This window comes from Pseudoalteromonas sp. SR41-8, assembly GCF_014163915.1.
Lineage (GTDB): Bacteria > Pseudomonadota > Gammaproteobacteria > Enterobacterales > Alteromonadaceae > Pseudoalteromonas > Pseudoalteromonas rhizosphaerae.
In genome coordinates, this window is the sequence record NZ_JACJEE010000016.1 from 1 (window position 1) to 23084 (window position 23084).

Annotated in this window: 23 protein-coding genes and 1 pseudogene; 16 read left to right on the forward strand and 8 right to left on the reverse strand. The window is 41.6% G+C overall.

The window, feature by feature from the left end; genetic code table 11:
- Positions 1-159: 159 nt before the first annotated feature.
- The 5 genes and pseudogenes from H5162_RS12120 to leuD form a co-directional block, all read left to right on the forward strand.
- Positions 160-762 (forward strand): annotated as a pseudogene (locus H5162_RS12120) (hypothetical protein); the annotation flags it as partial.
- A 435-nt stretch (positions 763-1197) separates the two neighbouring features.
- Positions 1198-2751 carry a 2-isopropylmalate synthase gene (gene leuA / locus H5162_RS12125; protein ID WP_182778634.1) on the forward strand — a complete coding sequence of 518 codons (1554 nt, stop codon included), beginning with the start codon at positions 1198-1200 and terminating at the stop codon, positions 2749-2751.
- Complete coding sequence (gene leuB / locus H5162_RS12130) at positions 2748-3824, forward strand: 3-isopropylmalate dehydrogenase (RefSeq protein WP_182735445.1); 1077 nt, start codon at positions 2748-2750, stop codon at positions 3822-3824. The genes leuA and leuB overlap by 4 nt, the downstream gene beginning before the upstream one ends.
- 75 nt (positions 3825-3899) lie before the next feature.
- The gene (gene leuC / locus H5162_RS12135) at positions 3900-5300 is read left to right on the forward strand and encodes a 3-isopropylmalate dehydratase large subunit (RefSeq protein ID WP_145242429.1); all 1401 of its coding nucleotides are present in this window, start codon (positions 3900-3902) and stop codon (positions 5298-5300) included.
- Positions 5300-5899 (forward strand): 3-isopropylmalate dehydratase small subunit, encoded by a 600-nt coding sequence (leuD, locus tag H5162_RS12140; RefSeq protein ID WP_182778636.1) that lies wholly within the window; start codon positions 5300-5302, stop codon positions 5897-5899. The genes leuC and leuD overlap by 1 nt, the downstream gene beginning before the upstream one ends.
- A gap of 55 nt (positions 5900-5954) precedes the next feature.
- Here leuD and H5162_RS12145 read toward each other — a convergent pair whose 3' ends face one another.
- Entirely contained in the window at positions 5955-6392 is a 438-nt protein-coding gene (locus tag H5162_RS12145; RefSeq protein WP_182778638.1) for a hypothetical protein, read from the reverse strand.
- A gap of 205 nt (positions 6393-6597) precedes the next feature.
- On the opposite strand from H5162_RS12145, the gene H5162_RS12150 reads away from it, so the two are divergent.
- Positions 6598-7191 (forward strand): hypothetical protein, encoded by a 594-nt coding sequence (locus tag H5162_RS12150; protein WP_182758019.1) that lies wholly within the window; start codon positions 6598-6600, stop codon positions 7189-7191.
- Between the two features lie 3 nt (positions 7192-7194).
- Here H5162_RS12150 and H5162_RS12155 read toward each other — a convergent pair whose 3' ends face one another.
- Entirely contained in the window at positions 7195-7566 is a 372-nt protein-coding gene (locus H5162_RS12155) for a hypothetical protein (RefSeq protein ID WP_182778640.1), read from the reverse strand.
- 96 nt (positions 7567-7662) lie between these two features.
- Between H5162_RS12155 and H5162_RS12160 the strand changes: the two genes are divergently transcribed.
- Complete coding sequence (locus H5162_RS12160; RefSeq protein ID WP_145242439.1) at positions 7663-8109, forward strand: TerB family tellurite resistance protein; 447 nt, start codon at positions 7663-7665, stop codon at positions 8107-8109.
- A 9-nt stretch (positions 8110-8118) separates the two neighbouring features.
- Here the strand turns inward: H5162_RS12160 and H5162_RS12165 are convergent, their stop codons facing one another.
- A complete protein-coding gene (locus H5162_RS12165; protein ID WP_145242441.1) occupies positions 8119-8688 on the reverse strand; it encodes an NADPH-dependent FMN reductase in 570 nt (189 codons plus the stop codon).
- Positions 8689-8814: 126 nt separating this feature from the next.
- On the opposite strand from H5162_RS12165, the gene H5162_RS12170 reads away from it, so the two are divergent.
- On the forward strand, positions 8815-9711 hold the full coding sequence (locus H5162_RS12170; RefSeq protein WP_145242443.1) for a LysR family transcriptional regulator: 897 nt from the start codon (positions 8815-8817) through the stop codon (positions 9709-9711).
- Between the two features lie 84 nt (positions 9712-9795).
- Here the strand turns inward: H5162_RS12170 and rsgA are convergent, their stop codons facing one another.
- Positions 9796-10845, reverse strand: coding sequence for a ribosome small subunit-dependent GTPase A (rsgA, locus tag H5162_RS12175; RefSeq protein WP_182778642.1), 1050 nt, complete (start codon positions 10843-10845; stop codon positions 9796-9798).
- A gap of 234 nt (positions 10846-11079) precedes the next feature.
- A complete protein-coding gene (norR, locus tag H5162_RS12180; protein WP_182778644.1) occupies positions 11080-12648 on the reverse strand; it encodes a nitric oxide reductase transcriptional regulator NorR in 1569 nt (522 codons plus the stop codon).
- A gap of 166 nt (positions 12649-12814) precedes the next feature.
- On the opposite strand from norR, the gene H5162_RS12185 reads away from it, so the two are divergent.
- Positions 12815-14047, forward strand: a complete 1233-nt coding sequence (locus tag H5162_RS12185; RefSeq protein WP_182760140.1) for an NnrS family protein — start codon at positions 12815-12817, stop codon at positions 14045-14047.
- A gap of 10 nt (positions 14048-14057) precedes the next feature.
- Complete coding sequence (gene hmpA / locus H5162_RS12190; protein WP_182760139.1) at positions 14058-15239, forward strand: NO-inducible flavohemoprotein; 1182 nt, start codon at positions 14058-14060, stop codon at positions 15237-15239.
- A 67-nt stretch (positions 15240-15306) separates the two neighbouring features.
- On the opposite strand, the gene H5162_RS12195 is transcribed toward hmpA, so the two are convergent.
- Positions 15307-15960 (reverse strand): endonuclease, encoded by a 654-nt coding sequence (locus H5162_RS12195; RefSeq protein ID WP_145242452.1) that lies wholly within the window; start codon positions 15958-15960, stop codon positions 15307-15309.
- Positions 15961-16072: 112 nt separating this feature from the next.
- A complete protein-coding gene (locus H5162_RS12200) occupies positions 16073-16789 on the reverse strand; it encodes a hypothetical protein (RefSeq protein ID WP_145242454.1) in 717 nt (238 codons plus the stop codon).
- 167 nt (positions 16790-16956) lie between these two features.
- On the opposite strand from H5162_RS12200, the gene H5162_RS12205 reads away from it, so the two are divergent.
- The gene (locus tag H5162_RS12205) at positions 16957-17337 is read left to right on the forward strand and encodes a hypothetical protein (RefSeq protein ID WP_145242456.1); all 381 of its coding nucleotides are present in this window, start codon (positions 16957-16959) and stop codon (positions 17335-17337) included.
- Here H5162_RS12205 and H5162_RS12210 read toward each other — a convergent pair.
- Positions 17334-17777, reverse strand: coding sequence for a PaaI family thioesterase (locus H5162_RS12210; protein WP_149980420.1), 444 nt, complete (start codon positions 17775-17777; stop codon positions 17334-17336). The genes H5162_RS12205 and H5162_RS12210 overlap by 4 nt on opposite strands.
- Positions 17778-17898: 121 nt before the next feature.
- Here H5162_RS12210 and H5162_RS12215 point away from each other — a divergent pair, with 121 nt between their 5' ends.
- The 5 genes from H5162_RS12215 to H5162_RS12235 all read left to right on the forward strand — a co-directional run bounded on the left by H5162_RS12215 (position 17899) and on the right by H5162_RS12235 (position 23074).
- Positions 17899-18693: a hypothetical protein gene (locus H5162_RS12215; protein WP_182778646.1), complete on the forward strand. Its 795-nt coding sequence runs from the start codon at positions 17899-17901 to the stop codon at positions 18691-18693.
- A 74-nt stretch (positions 18694-18767) separates the two neighbouring features.
- Entirely contained in the window at positions 18768-19385 is a 618-nt protein-coding gene (lexA, locus tag H5162_RS12220; protein WP_145237778.1) for a transcriptional repressor LexA, read from the forward strand.
- Positions 19386-19806: 421 nt separating this feature from the next.
- A complete protein-coding gene (gene coxB / locus H5162_RS12225) occupies positions 19807-20949 on the forward strand; it encodes a cytochrome c oxidase subunit II (RefSeq protein WP_182778648.1) in 1143 nt (380 codons plus the stop codon).
- Positions 20949-22547: a cytochrome c oxidase subunit I gene (ctaD, locus tag H5162_RS12230; protein ID WP_145237784.1), complete on the forward strand. Its 1599-nt coding sequence runs from the start codon at positions 20949-20951 to the stop codon at positions 22545-22547. The genes coxB and ctaD overlap by 1 nt, the downstream gene beginning before the upstream one ends.
- Positions 22547-23074, forward strand: a complete 528-nt coding sequence (locus tag H5162_RS12235; protein WP_149980422.1) for a cytochrome c oxidase assembly protein — start codon at positions 22547-22549, stop codon at positions 23072-23074. Before ctaD ends, H5162_RS12235 begins: the two co-directional genes overlap by 1 nt.
- The last annotated feature ends 10 nt before the right edge of the window (positions 23075-23084 follow it).

The following is a 23084-nucleotide window of genomic DNA, read 5'->3' on the forward strand; positions in this document are numbered from 1 at the left end:
TGATGTTGACGAACTGTGAGATGTTGGTGGGGTGAGAAAAGAGCATAGCAATGCATGTGAAATGAATTGAGGAGCATGTGAATGACACAAACCAACAACCCCCACGTTCATAGCAGAACCACGAAGCAAATGAGTAAAGGGTGGGTCGGGGGGCGCGCAGGGCTGCATCCTTCATTTAACTGGACCTCAGATAGCGATAATGTAATTTTTTATGCAGATGGTAAACATTACAACTACAAAGTATCAACAGCAACACTTACACAGCGCGAAATAATTTACTCTGACGAGTTATTTTTACTCCCAGGCGATAAAGAGTTTTTAGCGGTAAAGCACGATGGCTTTTGGATACATAAATTTAATGGCGAAGTAGTGCGCAAAGTTAATTTTGGTTTCCCAAAAGAGTGGGAGATGAAAAACCACCGTATTTCACCGGATGGAAAATATTTGGCGTTCATGACTCAAGGCAGACCAAAAGCGCATTTTCATTGGGTGAATATTGCCAACCCTGAAATAGAGCACTCAGAAATAGGGGAAGGTAATGGCGTTATTTTTTCTCTGGATGAAAATGCCACCCTTAAATTTGGTTATAACCCAATGGGCGAGGTTGATGAGCTTGGTAAGCCTGTTACTTATAGCATTATCACTAGAACCAATATTTTAACAGGTGAGCAACAGGTAACGCGTACTAAAGAAATGAGAATTTGGGGAATGAGGTCAATATACCCTATAGCAATTACCAACCAAAAAGCACAGGGTAACTAGTTATGCATGAAATGAGCAAAGGATCTGAATAGAGTGGAGACAACAGTGGGAATTAAAATAGAAAACTTATCTAAGCAGGATCGGCCATAAAGTAAAGTATATTATGGTTGCTTTAGGTTTGGTTTGAATTATATAACCGTAAAGTTGGTTTTATACGAAATTTATTTTCTTTTATTGTGGTTTTTCATTCCATTTAAAGGTGAGATTATGCTTGCATGCGCAGTTTTGAAGTGTTAAAAATAGGGCTCACTGAACACACACATTTAGTAAAGACGATGCAAAACACTCATTTAATTACATTAAAACTGAACCTCTTACTGCAAGCGCACGTGAGCGGGGATTAGTGTATTTGCATTAAGTAAACACAAAAAACCCCGCATATCGCGGGGTTTTTTTTATCTCGCATCCAGGGCAGCAGAGAATTAAGGGTAGATTATGCAAGAACAAGATAAAGTATGGATTTTCGACACCACTTTACGTGATGGTGAGCAAGCGCTTAAAGCGAGCCTGACTGAAGAAGATAAAATCCAGCTGGCGCATACTATTAGCCGCCTAAATGTGGATGTGATGGAAGTAGGTTTTCCGGTTTCGAGCCCTGCCGATTTTCGTTCAGTGCAACGTATAGCGACAGAAGTGAAAGGCCCGATTATTTGTGGTTTAGCACGCGCTGTTGCTAAAGATATTGAAGCCTGTGGCGAAGCACTTCGCACAGCACAACAAAGTCGAATTCATACTTTTATTGCTACCAGCCCTTTGCATTTAGAACACAAGCTACGTATGAGCTTAGATGATGCGACAGCCATGGCGGTTAAATCAATTAAGCTTGCCCGTAATTATACTGATGATGTGGAATTTTCATGCGAAGACGCAGGCCGTACACCGCATTGGGATTTATGCAAAATTGTTGAGCAGGCGATTAATGCTGGTGCATCAACCATCAACTTACCAGATACAGTTGGTTTTGTTACGCCAGACGAATACGCGGCGATGATCCGCCATTTAATGAATAACGTGCCAAATATTGATAAAGCGCGGTTAAGTGTACATTGTCATAATGATTTAGGTTTGGCTGTTGCCAATTCTGTTGCAGCGGTGCAAGCCGGTGCACGGCAAATCGAATGTACTATTAATGGTATTGGTGAGCGTGCGGGTAACTGTTCACTTGAAGAAGTGGCGATGATCATGAAGATGCGCCAAGACCACTTAAAAGTGTATACCGATATTCGCAGTGAAGAAATCTATCGCGCTTCACGCCAAGTGGCGAAAATTTGTAATATGCCAGTGCAACCTAACAAAGCGATTGTTGGCGAGAATGCTTTTGCCCATAGTTCAGGTATTCATCAAGACGGTGTATTAAAAGCGCAAAATACCTATGAAATTATGTCACCAGAAAGCGTCGGCGTACCAAATAACCAATTAAATATGACCTCACGTTCGGGTCGTCATGTTATTGAGCACCGCCTTGAAGAATTAGGCTATCAAAAATCTGATTACGATATGGATAGCCTATATGAAAGCTTCTTAACCCTTGCAGATCAAAAAGGTACAGTGTACGACTATGACCTTGAAGCGATGATTTATTTTAACCAAATCAGTGATAAAGACGACAAATACCAATTAGAGTTTGTTAACTCAACGTCTAACTCGCAATCAGTAGCAAGCTCAACTATTGGTATGACGATTAATGGTGAGTCTAAACAAGAAGCAGCCACTGGTAATGGCCCTGTAGAGGCATCATTCTTAGCGATTGAACGTTTAACGGGTATGACTGTTGAAATGATTGAATTTAATCTAGAGGCGACCGGTGAAGGCGCCAGTTCATTAGGTGAAGTAAATATAATAGCTAAATACGATGGCCGCCCTTATCACGGCGCGGGCATTGCCGCGGATGTGGTTGAGGCGTCAGTACGCGCCATGATCCGCGTTTATAACTTAATTTATCGTGCACAAAAAGTGTCTGATTTAAAACAACAAAGGAAAGCAGGATGAGTCAATCAAATTATAGCGTTGCAGTATTAGCAGGCGACGGTATCGGCCCAGAAGTAATGGCAGCAGCAGAGCAGGTATTGGATGCTGTGAGCAGTAAATTTGGTTTTACTTTAACTCGTCATCATCATGCCATTGGCGGCGCTGCGATTGATCAATTTGGTAAAGCGTTACCCGATCAAACCCTTGCAGCGTGTGAAAGTGCCGATGCAATTTTGTTTGGTTCAGTGGGCGGTCCAAAGTGGGAGCATCTTCCTGCCAATGAGCAACCAGAGCGCGCATCACTTTTGCCACTACGTAAACACTTTGGTTTATTTTGTAACTTACGCCCAGCGCAACTATTACCAGCACTGAGCGCTGCATCGCCATTACGTGCCGATATAAGCGAAAAAGGCTTTGATATCTTATGCGTGCGTGAATTAACCGGCGGTATTTACTTTGGCGAAAAAGGCCGCAGTGGCGAAGGGGCTGAAGAAGTGGCATTTGATACACAAACTTATTCACGCAAAGAAATTGAACGCATTGCACGTTTTGCCTTTGAAGCAGCAAAATTACGTAATAACCATGTAACGTCGGTTGATAAAGCCAACGTATTAGCATCAAGTGTATTATGGCGCGAAGTAGTAACCGAAGTAAGCAAAGACTTCCCAGAAGTAAGCCTTGATTATATTTACGTTGATAACGCGGCAATGCAACTGGTTAAACAACCTAGCCAGTTTGATGTGTTACTGTGTGATAACTTATTTGGTGACATATTGTCAGATGAATGCGCGATGATCACCGGATCTATGGGCTTATTGCCATCGGCAAGTTTAAATCAGTCAGGCTTTGGTATGTATGAACCTGCTGGTGGTTCGGCACCTGATATTGCAGGCAAAGGGGTTGCAAACCCAATCGCACAAATTTTAAGTGCCGCGTTAATGCTACGTTATTCACTAGGCCAAGATGAAGCGGCGCGCAGCATTGAAAAAGCAGTAGCCGAAGCGGTCGAAGCAGGCGTAGGTACACCGGATATTTACCCAAATGCAGGTTATACAACGCAAGACGTTGCCGCAGCAATTGTCGCTCGTATATAAAACAGCACGTATTTAAACAATTATTCACTCGCTGCACCGTCACGCGGCGAGTCAAACAAATTAGGGGATCAGCAAGTGGCCCAAACGTTATACGATAAAATCTGGCAAGCACATGTAGTTGCTAGTATTAATGAGCAAACCGATTTACTTTATATTGACCGTCATCTAGTACATGAAGTGACATCGCCGCAAGCTTTTGCTGGCCTGCGAGAGAAAAACCGTAAAGTGCGTTGTCCTGAAAAAACCATCGCAACGATGGATCATAATGTATCGACCAAAAGCCGCTCATTAGATGCCGCCAGTGAAGTATCAAAAAACCAATTGATGGCGCTTGATGCCAACTGTAAAGAGTTTGGTATTGTACTTTACGATTTAAACTCAATTAACCAAGGCATAGTGCATGTAATGGGGCCTGAGCAAGGTATTACTTTACCTGGCACTACCATTGTTTGTGGTGATAGCCATACTTCTACTCACGGTGCATTTGGTGCCCTGGCCCATGGTATTGGTACGTCTGAGGTTGAGCACGTACTCGCGACGCAAACGCTACAACAGAAAAAAGCCAAGTCATTAAAAATTCAAATTAATGGTGTACTACGTCCAACGGTTACAGCCAAAGATTTGATCATGGCGGTGATTGGTAAGCTAGGTACCGCTGGTGGTACAGGTTATGTGGCAGAGTTTTGTGGTGAAGGTATTGCAGCACTGTCAATGGAAGCGCGTATGACATTGTGTAACATGAGTATTGAAATGGGCGCTAAAGCGGGTTTAATCGCTTCAGACCAAATCACTTATGATTACTTAAAAGGCCGCCCATTTGCTCCACAAGGCGATGATTTTGAAGCTGCAGTTGCCTACTGGGAAACCTTAAAAACTGACGAAGGTGCGCAGTTTGATTTAGAAGTTGAACTAGAAGCGAGTAGCATTCAGCCGCAAATTACTTGGGGCACTAGCCCTGAGCAAGTTATTGGTGTTGATGAATGCATTCCAGATCCAGATCAAGAGCCAGATTTAATTAAAGCTGATGCGATTCGCAGTGCCCTTAAATACATGGGTTTAACAGCCGGTGATAAGTTATCGTCAGCGAGCGTAGATACGGTATTTATTGGTTCATGTACCAACAGCCGAATTGAAGATTTACGCGCCGCCGCACAGATTGTTGAAGGTAAAAAAGTGGCTGCTGGTGTTGAGGCGTTAATCGTACCTGGCTCTGGCTTGGTGAAAAAACAAGCTGAAGATGAAGGCCTAGCTGATATTTTCAAAGCTGCTGGTTTTGAGTGGCGTGAACCGGGTTGCTCAATGTGCTTAGCCATGAACGATGACCGCTTAGGTGCAGGCAAGCGCTGTGCATCCACCTCAAACCGTAACTTTGAAGGTCGCCAAGGCCGTGGTGGTCGTACACACTTAGTAAGCCCTGCAATGGCCGCTGCGGCAGCTATTCATGGTCGCTTTGTTGATATTAGAGGAGAAGCCTAATGAGCATTTTTTTTAGTGGCTTAATGGCCCCACTTGATAAAAACAACGTCGATACCGACCAAATCATTCCAAAGCAGTTTTTAACCTCAACCAGCCGTGATGGTTTTGATGCGGCGTTGTTTTATGATTGGCGCTATTTAGATAACGACGAGCCAAACCCTGAGTTTATTTTAAATCGGCCATGTTACCAAGGCGCGCAAATATTACTAACTCGCGATAACTTTGGCTGCGGCTCATCACGTGAGCACGCTCCATGGGCATTAAAGCAATATGGTTTTGAAGTGATTTTAGCGGAAAGCTTTGCTGATATTTTCTTTAATAACTGTGGCAATAACCAGATGTTAGCTATTGCACTACCAGCGCAAACATTGGAAGACTTATTTGTACTGAGTGAGCAACACGACGATATTCATATCGACATCGACCTTGAAAACCAAATGTTGACCAGCAATAAGTTTGCACCAATTAGCTTTGATATTCGCAAAGATGTAAAAGAGCGTTTATTAAGCGGTTTAGATTTTATCGGTGTCACCGAAACCCTCAACCCACAAATCGATGCCTTTGAAGCAAAGCTTAACGCCGAGCGACCTTGGCAGTAAAGGTTTAAAAGTCATTAAACAATGAAACGCGGCTAAGGCCGCGTTTTTTGTGACTTCATTTTACAGCCGATATAATCGGCTGTTTGCATTCATGACCAGCATCACAGGTAAATATTTCAATTGTTTTACCATTTTGATTTAAAGCTCTTTCACGATAATAAAGAGGTTTTCCGCAAGCTATTTTAGTCAAGGGCTTTTTAAAAGGGCATACTTTACTTGTTCCTCTTGATGCCTTAGCACCACTTTTTGTGGATTTATAAGTTATTCCCGCCGAAATTATAATGGGTACAAGTGCTTTTCCAACCTCATAAAGTGCTGTTATCTCTTCTGGACTCAATGAAAGAGTGGCTCCTTTGTAAGGGCCTCGCTTGAAGTGTCCTACACCATTTCTTATTACTATATTTTTCCGGCTGATATTCATAGAAACACGATATTCATGTTTCTCAATTTGTGCAGACCCCATATTATGGTGTGTAATATTTTTTTGATTCATTTTATAGCCTCAGACATAGGTTTGTAGGTTTACAAAAATTAAGAAGCATTATTTCTGCTAGGCTTAATACTAACACTGAGTTTTAAATAGGTAACTTGCTAACTTTCATCTCGCTAACTTATAACTAAATTACCATTCAACGCGATTACTTCCTTTGTATTTATTAACACGCTAAGCTGCAACTTTATATTTTTAGGAACATGCTATGAAATTATTAACAGCGGCGACTTTATTGCTGGCGTCTACGGCGGCGTTTGCTCGCCCTGCGCCTTTGGTATCTATCCCAACTCATGATGGCTTTTTTGATAATATTGCCGCCCATTGTGGTAAAGCTTTTGAGGGTAAAGTAACGGTTGATAATGCCACTGGTCCTAGCTCGTTTGCGGGTAAAAAATTAGTCATGCATGTTCGTAAATGCACTGATAGTGAGTTACAAGTACCGTTTCATGTAGGTGATGATGCATCACGTACGTGGATCATTACCAAAACCGGTAGTGGTTTGAGTTTAAAACACGATCATCGCCATCAAGATGGGACTGATGATGTATCGACTATGTACGGTGGTCATACTGTTGATGCTGGGTTTGCTAACGTGCAGTCGTTCCCTGCGGATCAGTATTCAAAAGAATTGTTTGTTAGCCAAGGTATTCCACAATCTATCGGTAATACATGGCAGATGTATATTTATCCTGAAAAGTTTACTTATCGTTTAATTCGCCAAGGCCGCGAGTTTCGCGTTGATTTTGATTTAACAAAACCAATTACACCACCGCCAGCGCCTTGGGGTTATAAAGACTAAAGATTAGTCTTTGCTGGGCTTTGTCTCACATTGTAGTAATACCGTTAAAGGCGGCTGATAGGCGCGGGGTTTGGTTGGGAAACGATCATACTCTTGTACACCATCAGTCACTTTTAGCATAAACGGATTACCACGGCATAAATGATCAGCGTGGCGCAATAAAAATACACTTTGATTTTTAAAGTGCTGATAGTCGTCAGATTGAATTTCTAGATGGTAGTTATTATCGTCAATTTTAGTTTGGTAATAATGGACTTTTTCATCAAAGTCATAGAGTTTTTCGGTTTCACCTTTTTCTGCTAATACCGCATTACTGCCTATTAATAGTGCCAGCGCACTGATAATTACTAGCCTATTTGCTGTTTTTCCTTTCATAAACCTTTAACTCCATTATTGTATTGAGCGCACTATTTAATTACAGTGATGCAACGAGTTATGCTGTAAGTCTAACACCCAAAAAGGGAAAATGTGATGTTCAAACAAATAAAACAACTATTTTCAGCTTTTGATGAGCAACCAGCTCAGCTGCAAGAGCATGATTTGAAAACGGCTGTAGCGGCATTATTGATTGAAGTAATGCGTGCTGATCGCGAGCAGCAAGACGATGAATTGAAAACGTTATCTCTGACTTTAAAAAAGTATTTTAATTTGAGTGATGAAGACGTTAGTGAGCTAATGCAAAGCGCAGGAAAAAGTTTGGATGACGCGATTGATTACTTTCAGTTTTCTAAACAAATTAATGATCAATGCAGCGCAGAGCAACGCATTGAAATTATAGAGCTGCTATGGCGCTTAGCGTATGCCGATGGTGAGTTAGATCCGCAAGAAGAGTATGTAATTCGCCGTGTTTCTAACTTGTTGTATGTCGCGCATGAGGATTTTATCGCTGCCAAGTTAGCAGCGACAAAGCTTTCTTAAGCGGTTTATTTATTTATTTAATTTGCTGGCAACGCTGACGAGCTGCTGAGCAAGGCCTGCAATTCGTTCTGCTGTCACAGGGTCACTAATGCGGCCATTTTCATCAAGCAAAGTGTGAATTGCAGGTACGGCAAGTTGATCTGCCAATACCAAGCTGCCGATACCCGATAAAATATCGCGAACGTGATTTAGACCACGCAAGCCACCTAAGCCTCCCGGTGATGAGGCGTATAAAGCCGTTACCTTGTTACGAAATGCTGGAACTGCGCCTTGCTCAGTACGTGATGCCCAATCAATGGCATTTTTTAGTACCGCGGTAATTGAACCGTTATATTCAGGGCTCGCAAGTAAGATGCCATCTGCAGCGCGTAGTTTGTCTTTTAATAACTGAGCGCCTACTGGTGTGCCTTGCGCTTCAACGTCTTCGTCAAACATGGGTAAGTTTAGATCTGCCAGTTTAATTACTTCAACTTCTGCACCGCTTTCTAATGCAAAGCGGGCTGCTTCATTGATCAATTTTTGGTTAAAGCTGTCTTTACGTAAGCTGCCTGCTAAGGCAATAATTTTTGGTGCTGTCATGGTGGTCGCCTTCAATAACGTAGTTGGGTTTGCCTGTTAACTACTTTAGCAAATATTTACTTGCAGAAAAGCCAAATAAACGCAAAACTTATGTGCATATACGCACATTTAAGGTTAAGGGCAGGTATGGCGATTCAATTTGATGACTGGCAAGATGTAAAAGTAGCCTATGAAGTTGCGCGGTTAGGAACGTTAACAGCGGCGGCTGAAAAGCTCAACGTCCATCACAGTACGGTACTTAGGCGCATTAATAACCTAGAGCAAAGTTTAAATGCACGTTTATTTCATCGTCATGCCCGGGGTTATAAAGTAACTGAGATTGGCGCTAAACTCTTTACAGCAGCGCAGTCTATTAATAGTGAACTTGAACGCTTACACAATGATATTATTGCCGCAGATAGTACTTTGCGTGGTAGTTTATTGCTTACAACGGTCAGTGGTTTTATTGATGTACTGAGTGATGTGTGTGAACAATTTCAAAGTTTACATCCACAGGTGCAGCTGGAAGTTATATTAGATCAAAACCGGTTACGTCTTGACCACGGCCAAGCACATATAGCGGTTCGCGCAGGTCCTCGTCCTGATGAAGGTGATTATATCGCCCAGCATTTGGCGCATTTGTCGTCAGGATTTTATGCATCAAAGCGTTATATTGATAAGCATGGCGTGCCAAAAAGTATTAAGCAATTGCCGTTGCATAATTTTGTTTCGGGGGTGGCCGGCTATAATGGCAAAGTGCCTTATTTTGTTTGGGTTGATGAAAATATACCAACTTCACAAGTGAAATTACGCGTGTCTGAAACCTCAGAGGCAACCCGTGCGATTGTTAAAGGCTTGGGAATTGGCGGGATGCAGCATGACGTGGCGGCGCAGTATGCTGATTTAGTACCAATACTAGCGGATGAACTGAGTTGGCCAACGGATTTATGGCTAGTAACCCATCACTTAGTGCACCGAACAGCTAAGGTACAGGCGTTCAGTCAGCTTTTAAAAGCGTATTTTAAGGAGCATAAGCTCGCGTAATTTAGCTGCGTTAATCTTTCTATCAGCAAAAACGTGGCTAAATAGTATTTAGCCACGTTTTGTTTAACGACTGAGAAAAATTAATTAACGTCCTTTTAAATTACGCATGTCTGCTTGTACGTTACGATAAAACCGACCTAAGCTTCTATCTTGGCTACGTAATTGCGCAAGGCTCTGAGTATTGCGTTGCTGCTCTTTTAACAGTTTTTGATAATTAGTGATACGCCGCTGCGTTAATAAGCCTTTTTGTAACGCAGCTAGCACCTGACAACCGGGTTCTAGCTGATGACTACAATCGGCAAATCGACACTGCTGCGCCAGTTCACTTATATCGTTAAAAGTAAGCTCTACACCTTGTTGACAGTCACTTAGTTGCAGCTCGCGTATGCCGGGAGTATCGAGTAACAGCGCTCCTACGTTAAGAACATGCAATGCTCGATGAGTCGTGGTGTGGCGACCTTTGCTGTCGTCCTCACGAATTGCACCAGTGTCACTTAGCTGCTGTTCACATAAGCTATTAACTAAGCTGGATTTACCTACACCCGAAGACCCAACAAAAGCTAATGTTTGACCTTTGCCGCACCATGGCATTAATTGCTCAACACTGCCACGCTCTAATGCATTAACAGACAGCACGGTTAAGTGATTATCAAGCGCTGTTAGTTGTGCTATATGTTGCTCTGGTTCTGCACATTGATCGCGTTTGGTCAGTACAACAACGGGTAAACACTCACTTTGATATGCTAACGCTAAGTAGCGCTCAAAGCGGCTTAGATTGAAATCTTGATTATGCGAGCTGACAATAAACAAAGTATCAATATTAGCGCCAATAAGCTGTTCACTTAATTTACTTCCCGCACTTTTGCGACTGAGCAATGTTAAGCGCTCAAGCAATCGGGTAAACAGCCAGTGTTCGTTGTGTTGCGTAAGTAATATCCAGTCACCCACAGTTAAGGGGGGATGATCTGAATTTACCAATACCTTGTGGCAACCCTGCGCACTCTGTACAACAAAGTGGTCGCGATGGTAGGTAATGATCCGTGCAATCAGTGTGTGCTCTAAATCATTGAGCGTAAGTTGTTGTTGGAAAAATGCACGCCAACCCAGTTGGCTTAAACTTAAATTAGTATTCATATAACCCCATTACTGCAAAGAGTAAAAATAACAAAGGGGTTTGCTGTTAAATTTTAGCTATCAACAGCGCCCCGGCTAATGGCCGGGCAAAACTTAATATTAAAAAATAAAATTAAGCACTTACTTGCCCAGCAAGGGGGTTTAATACAATCATCAAATATCTCCTGTTTAGATGTTTATTGTGGTTTTACACCAGTTGGCACTATAGCCAAGTTTGGGTGTATAAAATACACATTAAATAGATTTTTTTACTGTAATACCGAGACGTTTGGCTAATCGCACTAAGTTAGCGCGATCAACTTTTAATGTTCGTGCTGCACTGGCCCAGTTGTAATTATGTTGTTCTAGCTGTTGGCTGATTAAATGCTGAGTAAATGTATCCGTTGCTTGTTTGAGCGAGAAATTTTGTTTATTTATGTTATTGTTATCGGCAGTTGTTAATGCGACAGGCGCTGGGTTATTTGTACTTAGGTTAAGTTCACAATGAGCAGGTTCAATAGTAATTATTGCTTGCTGCCACTGGCTTTGTTTGGCTTTTAATGCTGCACGGCTGATCACATGCTCAAGTTCTCGCACATTTCCCGGCCAGTCATATTGAGTGAGTAGTAGTTGCGTTTCGACGCTGAGTTTGAGTTGTTTGATAGCTAGCTTACGGGCTGTTCTTTCAACAAAGTAACCTGCAAGTAAAATTACATCGTTTTCGCGTTGTTTAAGTGGCGCAACGTTGAGCGGGTAAACACTTAACCGATGATATAAATCGGCTCGAAAACGCCCTTGAGCGACTTCGTTTTTTAAATGCCTGTTTGTAGCCGCAATAACCCTTACATCGACGTATTTTACTTCATCTTCGCCAACCGTTTGGATTTCACCACTTTGTAAGACGCGCAATAGTTTACTTTGCATGGCAAGTGGCAGTTCACCAATTTCATCTAAAAATAAGGTGCCACCATCAGCCAGCTGAAACTTGCCTTGACGTGCATTATGGGCGCCGGTAAATGCGCCTTTGGCGTGGCCAAAAAATTCACTTTCGGCGAGATTCTCTGGTAATGATGCACAATTTAAGTGAATTAACGGCATTTCGCTACGCTTTGAATGAAGATGGATATTGCGTGCTACTAGCTCTTTACCTACCCCGGTATCACCTTGGATCAAGACACTAAACTCAGAAGCCGCCACTAGTTTTATATCGCTTCGAAGGGCTTGCATGGCCGTGCTTTGGCCGATGATCTCTGCACCATCGCGGGTAAGCGCTTCGCGGTTTAGCTCTTGCACTAAAGCGCTACTATGTTGCGCGTGGTTTTGATATTGCTGCAGTTTTAATACAGTTTGCAAATGCGCGGTGCAAAGCGTACCTAGTTGAGTAAATAGCTCAAGGTCAAAACTGTCGAATGCATTTGCATCGAGACTGTCGAGGGTGATCACACCGAGTAAGTTATCGTCGCTATCAAGTAGGGGGATGCCTAAGCAAGCATGAACAGGGATATCGCCAGTTTTGCTCGATAGTAAACCGTCGTACGGATCAGGAATTGGGCAATCATGGGCAAACTGTAATGGTTGCTTAGCGTTGCAAATGGCATGTAAACGTGGATGCTCGTTTATTACAAAGCGTCGTCCTAGGGTGTCAGGCGTCAGTCCATGAATAGCTTGTGGTTTTAACACATCGCCTTGTAAGGTAAGCAGTGCAATAGCGTCACTGGGTATTACTTGCTTGATACACTGAATTAACTGCTGAAAAGGCTGCTTTTGGTCGCTCACTTTAGCAAGCACAAGGGCGACATTAAGTAAGCTTTGTTTATCTGCCATGTCAAAATGACTCAAATGTGTTTTTATCTTATTTAAAGGTGAGTCATAAAGACTTTTTTGTCAATAGTAAAATAGTTAATGTGTTGAATAATAAGCAGTTTAAATCTTGGCTCGGCTTGTGCAGTAGCGTGTTATAAATACCTAGATAGATGAGTCTAATACGCTGATGCGAGCAATCAATTTAACCGAACCAATGCCCAAAAAAGTGCGTTTTTATCAAGTCAGTCAATGGCCGTTATGGATGTTAGCATTTCGGCCCTACTTTTTAGGAGCTGGCTTGTTGGCCGTTTTGTCGATTAGTTATTGGTTACTCATTTTAACAGGCCATGCCAGATGGCAATTGACTATGCCAGCAACACTTTGGCATGCCCATGAAATGATGTTTGGCTTTGCAGGCGCTGTAGCTGTGGGGTTTTTATTAACCGCAGCACAAACTTGGACCGGGGTTGCGAGTATTAATGGTCGTAAATTGATGTTGCTAACCCTAGTGTGGCTAGCAGCTCGTGTTGCGTTTTTTATTACCAGTGCAGGTATTGAAAACTTTAGTTTATATGCGGTGTTATTGTTCCAATTGCTTTGGTGGTTAGGTGCAGTTATGGCGCTGGCTAATATGCTCCTTAAAGCTGGCAATAAAAATAACTACCAATTTTTACCGATGCTAAGCGCATTGTGTGTGCTCAATATTATTTATTTATGCTTAGCAATACAACAAAACATGCTACTTGCATTGGCAGTCGCCGATACCGCAGTACTAGTAATGACCTTACTTGTCGGTGTGGTGGCTGGGCGGGTATTACCTTTTTTTACTGCTCGTGGTCTTGGTTTCGCGGAGCAAGTGCGTACTCCTCGTTTAGATAAAGTGCTGCTTTACAGCTCATTGTTTGCTGTCGCGCTTTATTTTATCAGCCAATTATTTATAGCAAGCGTTAATCCTGGTTGGGCATTGGCTGTTGTTGCTGTAGTGCATTTAAGTCGCTCATTGTTGTGGTGGAATAATCAAATGCTCAAAGTACCACTGTTATGGTCGTTGCACTTCTCCTATCTAGCTCTTGGGCTTGGTTTAGTATTGCTTGCGCTGAGTTTTTACAGCTCGGTTATTTTGTTTAAAGACGCGCTGCATATGATCACTATAGGTACGATTGGCATGATGATCTTAGCGATGATGACGCGGGTATCTCATGGTCATACTGGCCGCCCTTTAACTATTCCTCACTTTATGGCTGTGGCGTTTGCTTTAGTGTTTATTGCAGCAATTATTCGTTCGTTATTACCTGTTGTTATTGGGCCACACATCGCATGGCAGCTGAGTGCTGTACTGTGGATCGTGGCATTTTTATTGTTCTTATTCCACTGTATTCCTATTTTAACGCGGCGTCGTGTTGATGGGCGTCGTGGTTAAAGGAAGTTGTATGTTATCTGATAAAACCATTGAAATAGTAAAAAGCACAGCGCCTTTATTGGCGCAGGCGGGCACCGTTGTCACGGAGCATTTTTATAACCGGCTGTTTAGTCATAACCCTGAGCTGCAGGATATTTTTAATATGGCCAATCAACGTAGTGGCCGTCAGCAATTTGCATTATTTAATGCCTTGGCTGCGTATGCTCAAAATATTGATAATTTAGCCGTATTAAAAGAGGCGCTGGCACGCATTAATCATAAGCATACCAGCATGCATATTTTACCTGAGCATTATCCAATTGTTGGCGGACACCTGATTGGCACTTTAAAAGAATTGATCCCTGAGCAATTTACAGCTGAAGTTGAATATGCATGGCGTGAGGCTTACGCACTACTTGCTGATATTTGTATTACCGAAGAAGCGGCACTATACGAGCACAGTAAAAATAACCACGGTGGCTGGTCGGGTACTAGAGCATTTGTTATTGCTAAAAAACAGCCTGAATCAGAGTTAGTAACCAGTTTTACTTTAGTGCCAGTCGATGGTAAAGCGGTAATGACTCATAAACCAGGGCAGTATTTAGGTATCAAAGTAAAACCAGCTTATGCACAGTATAGTGAGATACGCCAATACTCTATTTCTCAGCAAAGTAATGGTGAAAATTACCGTATTAGCGTGAAAAAAGAGTTATTGCCAGCAGCGGGGATTGTATCTAATTATTTGCACTCACTTGATGAGGGCAGCGTTGTGGAGCTTTATCCACCGGCTGGAGACTTCTTTTTACGCGCAAATAAAAAACCTGTGGTATTAATTTCTGCGGGCGTTGGCCAAACACCGATGCTGGCAATGCTACAAACATTATTATGTGATACATCGAATCAAGCGGTCACCTATTTACACGCCTGTGAAAATATCCTGCAGCATTCATTTAGTCAGTTTTTGGCAGAGCAAGCCGCGGCGCATACTCGATTAAATTACTACACTTGGTTTAATCAAGGTGGCGAGGGAGCTGAGTTTACTGGATTGATGAATGTCAGCGCTGTTGCTGAGCAGCTACCGCTTGAAGAAGGTGATTTCTACATCTGTGGCCCAACGGGGTTTATGGCTGCAATTAAACAGCAATTACTCGTATTAGAAGTTGCTGCTGAGCGTATTCACTTCGAGGTGTTTGGCCCACATCAAGATATTTAATGACGAAACTAAATGCAGGTTTTAAGTGAAAAGGCGCGAAATGTGCCTTTTTTATGGTTTTGGCTATTTAAAGTACAGCATTGCTATTTTTCGCTGCCAAAGCTTGGTTTTGCCATGCGGTAAATAATTTTTGTTGCTTGTCGGAAATTTTTAAACCATAGGTTTTTTGCATATAAAAATAAGCATCGGCAATGCGTTTTCGTGCATAAAAGGGCGGCTCTACCACACGCTGTTTAAAATCTACCTTTACTTGGCAGCGACCATATTGGCTTGCATTACCTGCAATCATGCCAAAGCTATAATTAGAGCGGTCTGCGTTTATTTCACCAATTGCCGGAGCGAGATTATTTATATCAGCTTCCATTTTCCGAAATTGCGCACTGACTTTAATGCAATTTTTTCGGCCGCCATCTTGCCAGCATTGTAGCTGGTGACCAAATTCCCATGCAGACACAATATGTTCCCACTCAATCCGAGTTGCGCGCGCATTTGGTTTGCCTGAACGAGTAACCGCATTGCGAGGCACATAACCACATGCATTTGGGTCGGGCACCAGTTTTTTACCTTGGCGTTTAATATTACAGCCACAATAGAGGCTGGTGGCGTTATCAGGAAGGGTTTTGATGAGGTGTTTTTTTGCGCTGTAAAAACTGGTGAATTGTTCTGCATAAAGGTTAAAACTCACACAACACAATACCAGCGCAATAATTAAATGCGGCATATCCAATCACTTTAGTGAACTACAGGAAGCGCTAGTTTAGAGCGATTATTCAAAAAGTAAATCGCTTAACTGTGTGATGTAGTGGGAATTTTAACTCATCTACAAGGTAAGGTTAGCTACTTGGGCGACGGGAAGTACGTTTTCTAAAACGGATATTTTGTAGTAATAAAATAAAGCCAGTTAAACAAAACAATATGCTACTGGCTGCAAAACTAATTAATAATGGGTTATTAAAATCTTCACGTTGATCATAGTCCATTATGTGTAACATCCAGAAAAAATCGAAAATTCGCCAAATTGTGCTGCGAACAGTAATAACTTGGCCACTATCAGCGGATAAATATAGTGTGGTGTTAAACGTATCGTCAAAATTTACTTGCCAAATATTTTCTTTAAAGCCAACTTCGCGAGTACCTTTAGCTAGTTTGATCGCGTCTGTTACTTGCGCATTAATTAATAGATGAGCTTGGGCATTGGCAATAATTTGCGCTTTACTCGGTGCTACCAAAGGACTGCCAGTAACTCCGTTAAAGCTGTACTCACCGTTACTGTTGCTCACAATAATGGTAGGGATTGTTAAAAAGTGACTATAACTAATTTGTCTTGGTTGAGTAATTTGTGCAACGATATTATCAACTGAGGCTAGATAATCAGCTTGTTTGAATGGGTTATTTAATTGCCGCGCAGCTAAATGTTTACCGTGAACTTTTTCAAGCGGTATAGCACTCATAATTAAACCACCGAGTAACCATGCAAAAATTTGTAGCGCTAATAAGTAACCTAACCATTTGTGAAACTTACGCGCATGTTTAAAAATGCGTTTATCCATAGTGACTACCTGTTTGTTATTAGTGCGGTATTCTATAAATTATATTGAGTTTGCCAATGTGGCAAATTGTCGCATCAACAAAATAAAACTAGCTACTCTAGATTTGGTATATACGCAAAATTAGGTTAAAGTTTGCGTTGTTATTAACGCAGGGTAAAAATGAAACAATGTCGGAAATTCAATTTTTAAATGTAGATCTAGAGCTTGAATCAAAGCAAGATATTAGTTTGTTAGTTGCAGACTTAAAAAAAAGTGCTGTGGTTTTGCATTACGATAAAGATGAGTACCGTCAACTAGCACGTATTGAGTCTAATGAAGACGTTATCTCACCAGATAAAGCGATTAACCACTTATGTGAGTTAATTGAATCTTGCTCACGCAATGCATTAAAGCAGTGGTTATCATGCTCAAAGCGCACCTTTGATATTGGCTTTGAATCAGGCACTTCGCCAAAATGCTTTAATCAAGCGCTCAGTGCCGATACTTTATTGCGTATTTCTGCTATTGGCGCAGGTATTGAAATTACAATTTATCCACTTTCAAGTTAGCCTTTTCGCTCTACAATTGCTGCGGTCATTCTTGATACGCAGCACAGTTCTCCACGACTATTGGTGATTTTTATTTCCCATACGGATGTACGCTTGCCTAAGTGTAGTGGTGTTGCTATCGCGGTTAATATACCATTACGTGATGCTTTTAGATGATTGGCATTGATCTCCTGGCCAACACAATAAAACTTTGTAAAATCAACAGCAAAGTTTGCAGCATAACTCGCCACCGTTTCTGCAAGTACAACATTTGCGCCGCCATGCACCATACCCATAGGGTTATGATGAGCTGGGATCGCGGGCATCGTTGCTACTAAATAATCATCGCCTATTTCACTTATTTCAATGCCCATGGTTTTCATCAATGTGCCTTGACCACTTATGCCGTCATCAAGTTGCTTACATTGTGCTAGGGTGATCGGTTGATACCAAATACTCATCTGTCTACCTCACTAAGTTATTTACTAAATCAGTCTACACTTTTAAACATTTTCCTACAGTTAAGATCATAAAAATAGATAAAATGTACCTATATTATCTAACTGTTAATGGATCTTAAGGATGAAAGTAAAGGTATTTGGATGTGGTGCAATATTATTAATGAGCCTTGTTGCTCAGCCGGAGGCTGTTGCTAGTACCAAACATCAACTCGATATTGGTTTTACCGATTTAGCTGGTTTAGATGAATCTTTTTTAGGCGCACGGTACCGATATTTTGCGCAAGATCTTGAATCTTTGACTGGTCCATACGAGCTAAAAGCGTATTTAAATCAAGTCAATAATTATGCTATTGGTGGGTTTGCTAATGATGATTTTAGCTATTTAAATGCCGATGCTGCCATCTATGGTCCCGCAGGATTAGTTATTAGTGCCAGCGCGCAGCGCCTCTGTGAGGATAATAGCTATTGGCAAAATACTGATTATTTAGTGAGTGCCGCTGTTGGTAAGCAAATGAATGAGCAGTTACAACTAGGGTTCAATGTATATTACAGTCGCTTAGAGCGCCATGATATGTGGTTTGGCAAAGATAATGAAAGAGTCGCGGTTGAATGGACTTATGCTCCTTATGTTCGTTGGACAAATATAGTTAGCAATCAAGGTTGGGATTTAGAGCTAAAGCAATTGGCAGGGCGTTATCGTTATGTGCAGGGGCAGGCGGTTTATTATGTAAATCAAGCATGGTCAGTGGGAGTCGTTGCTAATATTCGTAATCAGAAAAATCTAAAAGACAACTATGAACTGCAAACGCAATATTGGTTTAATCAACATGTAGCATTAAAGTTTGGTCTTGGATCTGCGCTTGATTCTGGAAGTGGTTTAAATAGTATGAGCTTGTTATTAACGGCGCGATTTTAAGCCAATTTATATTTGCGATTTTCAGATAACTGTATATACTCACAGTTAAATGTACTGTATGGAAAACCAGTTGTATGCGCCCATTAACGAATCGCCAAGCTCAAATTCTCGAACTTATTAAAGTTTTTATTAAAGATACCGGTATGCCGCCAACCCGTGCTGAGATTGCGCAAACGTTAGGTTTTAAAAGTGCTAATGCAGCGGAAGAACATTTAAAGGCATTAGCGAAAAAGGGCGTTATTAAAATGAAGCCCGGTGCTAGTCGAGGTATTCAGTTAGTTGAAGAGGATGAGCCGGAACAACTTGGTTTACCTCTAATAGGCAGAGTTGCCGCTGGTGAGCCTATTTTGGCAGAGCAGCATGTTGAAAGTCATTGCAAAATAGATCCACTCTTGTTTAAACCGGCTGCTGATTTTTTACTGCGTGTGCAAGGCATGAGTATGAAAGACATTGGTATTATGGATGGCGATTTATTGGCAGTACACAGCACTCAAGTTGCTGAAAATGGCCAAGTGGTGGTTGCCCGTGTTGATGACGATGTAACAGTAAAACGCCTTGAAAAAGCAGGTAAAAAAGTTTTTTTACATGCTGAAAATGATGAATTTTCACCGATTGAAGTGGATCTTGAACATGAATCTTTCAATATTGAAGGGTTAGCTGTTGGGGTGATCCGCAACGCTGATTGGATGTAAATTTTTTGATCTATATTTTGCACCAAATTGGTGAAGTTTGGTGCATTTAATTTTTTACCGCTTTAATGGCTAGATTTTATACTTAGCTATAGCGTCCTAAGCCCTATCAAATCTACTTGTCAGCTACTTTTAGCCCTCTAATATTATCCCTAATTACAAAATAACGCGCTGATTTTTAGCTGTTATTTATGCACCAAAAAAGAATTTAATTGCTCTTAAAACTTGCTAATTGTTCATTTTTTAACTAATTGGTTAATACACTGTGTTAACAGCTACTTTAAAAGTCTAACAATTTTGCTCAATAGCATAATTTAGGGTTGCGTTAATATTCAGTAACAATAAAAAATAACGAATTGGCGCGAATAAAGCTGTGCCGCCTTTTCGCTTTGCGTTTTGCAATAGCATTTAAAGGAGCCGTCACATGGGTAAATTGAGCTCTACCTTGTGGCTTATATTGTTTGTTCTACCGCAGCAAGTATTGGCTAATAGCCAGTTTAATATGCGTAAGGGCGTAACAGATATAAGTAATGATGTTTATCAGCTGCACATGACAATATTTATTATATGTTGTGTGATTGGGGTCATCGTGTTCGCCGTGATGTTTTGGGCACTGATCCACCACCGTAAATCTAAAGGGGCAAAACCAGCCCAATTTCATGAAAGTACTAAAGTTGAAATCCTTTGGACGGCAATCCCGTTTGTGATTTTAATTGGTATGGCAATTCCTGCGACAAAAACTTTGATTGCAATGGAAGATGCTAGTAAAGCTGATATCACGATTAAAATTACTGGTTCTCAATGGAAATGGCATTATGAGTACATGGGTGAAGATGTTGAGTTTTATTCAATGCTTGCTACACCTCAAGATGAAATAACTAATCTTGCAAATAAAAACCCTAATTACCTGCTTGAAGTTGATAAACCTTTGGTGTTGCCAATTAATCAAAAAGTACGATTTTTAATGACCTCAGACGACGTTATTCATTCTTGGTGGGTGCCTGATTTTGCAGTGAAAAAAGATGCTAACCCTGGGTTTATCAATGAAACTTGGACCAGAATTAATGAAGAGGGCATTTATCGAGGGCAATGTGCAGAACTATGCGGAAAGGATCATGGCTTTATGCCTGTGGTGGTTGAAGCTAAATCTGAGCAAGCATTTGCAAACTGGCTGAGCGAAGCTAAGCAGGCAAAAGCAAACGCTGCAATTGCTGATGCTGCATTATTAGATCAAACATTACCAAAAGAAGAATTAATGACACTCGGCGAGCAAGTCTATATGGCCAGTTGCGCTGCGTGTCACCAACCAACAGGTATGGGCTTACCGGGGGTTTTCCCGGCGCTCAAAGGCAGTCCGGTAGTATTAGGAGATATTAAAGATCATATTGATGTAGTGCTTCATGGTCGCCCAGGTACCGCTATGCAAGCATTTGACAAGCAGTTATCAATCAAGCAGCTAGCAGCTGTGATCACCTATAAGCGTAATGCATGGGGCAATGACACTGGGGATGTAATTCAACCGAGTCAGATACAAGCCGCGATTGATGCAACTTCGGAGGCTAAATAATGAGTAGCGTAACAGAGCAACAACATGATCAAGCTGCACACCATGATGGACATCATCATCCTGCGAAAGGTTTTAAACGCTGGCTTTATACTACTAACCATAAAGATATCGGTAGCTTATATTTAATTTTTTCGTTGACGATGTTTTTAATTGGTGGCGCCATGGCGATGGTGATCCGCGCAGAGTTATTTCAACCTGGCTTACAGTTAGTAGAGCCTCACTTTTTCAATCAAATGACCACAGTACATGGCTTGATCATGGTATTTGGTGCCGTTATGCCGGCCTTTACAGGATTGGCTAACTGGATGGTACCACTCATGATTGGCGCACCAGATATGGCATTACCACGGATGAATAATTGGAGCTTTTGGATTTTACCTTTTGCTTTTATTATTTTACTGGCATCCCTGTTTATGCCAGGTGGTGGCCCGGCATTTGGCTGGACTTTTTATGCACCACTGTCAACAACTTACAGTAACGATAATACCGCATTATTTGTTTTTGCTATTCACATCATGGGTATTAGCTCAATTATGGGCGCAATCAATGTGATTGTAACTATCGTTAATTTACGTGCGCCAGGTATGACTTGGATGAAGCTGCCGCTGTTTGTGTGGACATGGCTTATCACCGCTTTTTTATTGATTGCTGTGATGCCGGTATTGGCCGGTGCTGTGACTATGGTATTGACTGATAAGTATTTTGCAACCAGCTTTTTTGATGCTGCTGGGGGCGGTGATCCGGTGATGTTCCAGCACATATTTTGGTTTTTTGGTCACCCTGAAGTGTACATTATGATTCTGCCAGCCTTTGGCATTATCTCGACTATAGTGCCGACCTTTTCACGTAAAAAATTATTTGGTTATGCCTCTATGGTATATGCCACATCTTCGATTGCTTTACTTAGCTTTATAGTTTGGGCGCATCATATGTTTACCACAGGTATGCCTGTCGCTGGCGAATTATTTTTTATGTATGCAACTATGCTGATATCGGTGCCAACTGGGGTCAAAGTATTTAACTGGGTAGCCACCATGTGGCGTGGTTCGATTAGTTTTGAAGTGCCTATGTTATTTAGTATTGCGTTTATTGTGTTATTCACTTTAGGTGGTTTCTCTGGGTTGATGCTGGCGATTACTCCTGCTGATTTTCAATACCATGATACTTATTTTGTGGTGGCGCATTTTCATTATGTGTTAGTGACTGGGGCGATATTTTCAATTATGGCCGGGGCGTATTATTGGCTGCCAAAATGGACGGGAAATATGTTCAATATCACCTTGGCTAAATGGCATTTTTGGTTGTCGTTAGTGAGCGTGAATGTATTGTTTTTCCCTATGCACTTTGTTGGTTTGGCCGGTATGCCACGCCGGATTCCTGACTACGCACTGCAATTTGCAGACTTTAACGCGATTATTAGTATTGGTGGCTTTGCTTTTGGTTTATCACAATTGTTATTTGTGGTTGTAGTATTTAAGTGTGCACGAGGCGGCGATAAAGTGCCCGCCAAAGTGTGGGATGGTGCTGAGGGTTTGGAATGGGAGGTGGCATCGCCTGCGCCTTATCATACTTTTGAAACGCCACCGGAGATTAAGTAATGAGTCATGCACCACTGCTTAAGCGCTTAGTTTTAATATGTCTTGGCATGTTCGCTTTTGCGTTTGCTTTGGTGCCGTTGTACGACGTTTTTTGTGATGTAACAGGCCTTAATGGTAAGCCTTCGTTAGAGCAAGCAAAGCAAAGTACGAGTGTTAATGAGGCACGAGAAATCGACGTAAGCTTCACAACTCATGCGCAAAGTGGAGCGCCATTTGAGGTGCAATCACATGAGTATAGTGTGGTAGTAAAGCCCGGAGCTATGCGCGAAGTGCTGTTTAGAGCAAAAAATACCAGTAATGAAGATAAAGTTATGCAAGCGGTACCGTCGGTGTCTCCAGGCAAAGCAGCTAAGTATTTGCATAAAATGGCTTGCTTTTGTTTCGATCAACAACCTTTGAAAGCAGGTGAAGAAGTGGAATTTAAACTGCTTTTTTATGTTGATACGCAATTACCTGAAGATGTTGAAGAGTTAACTTTGTCTTATACCGTGTTTGATATTAGCGGGCAGATAGTGGCTAGTAATTAGGTTGCCAAGC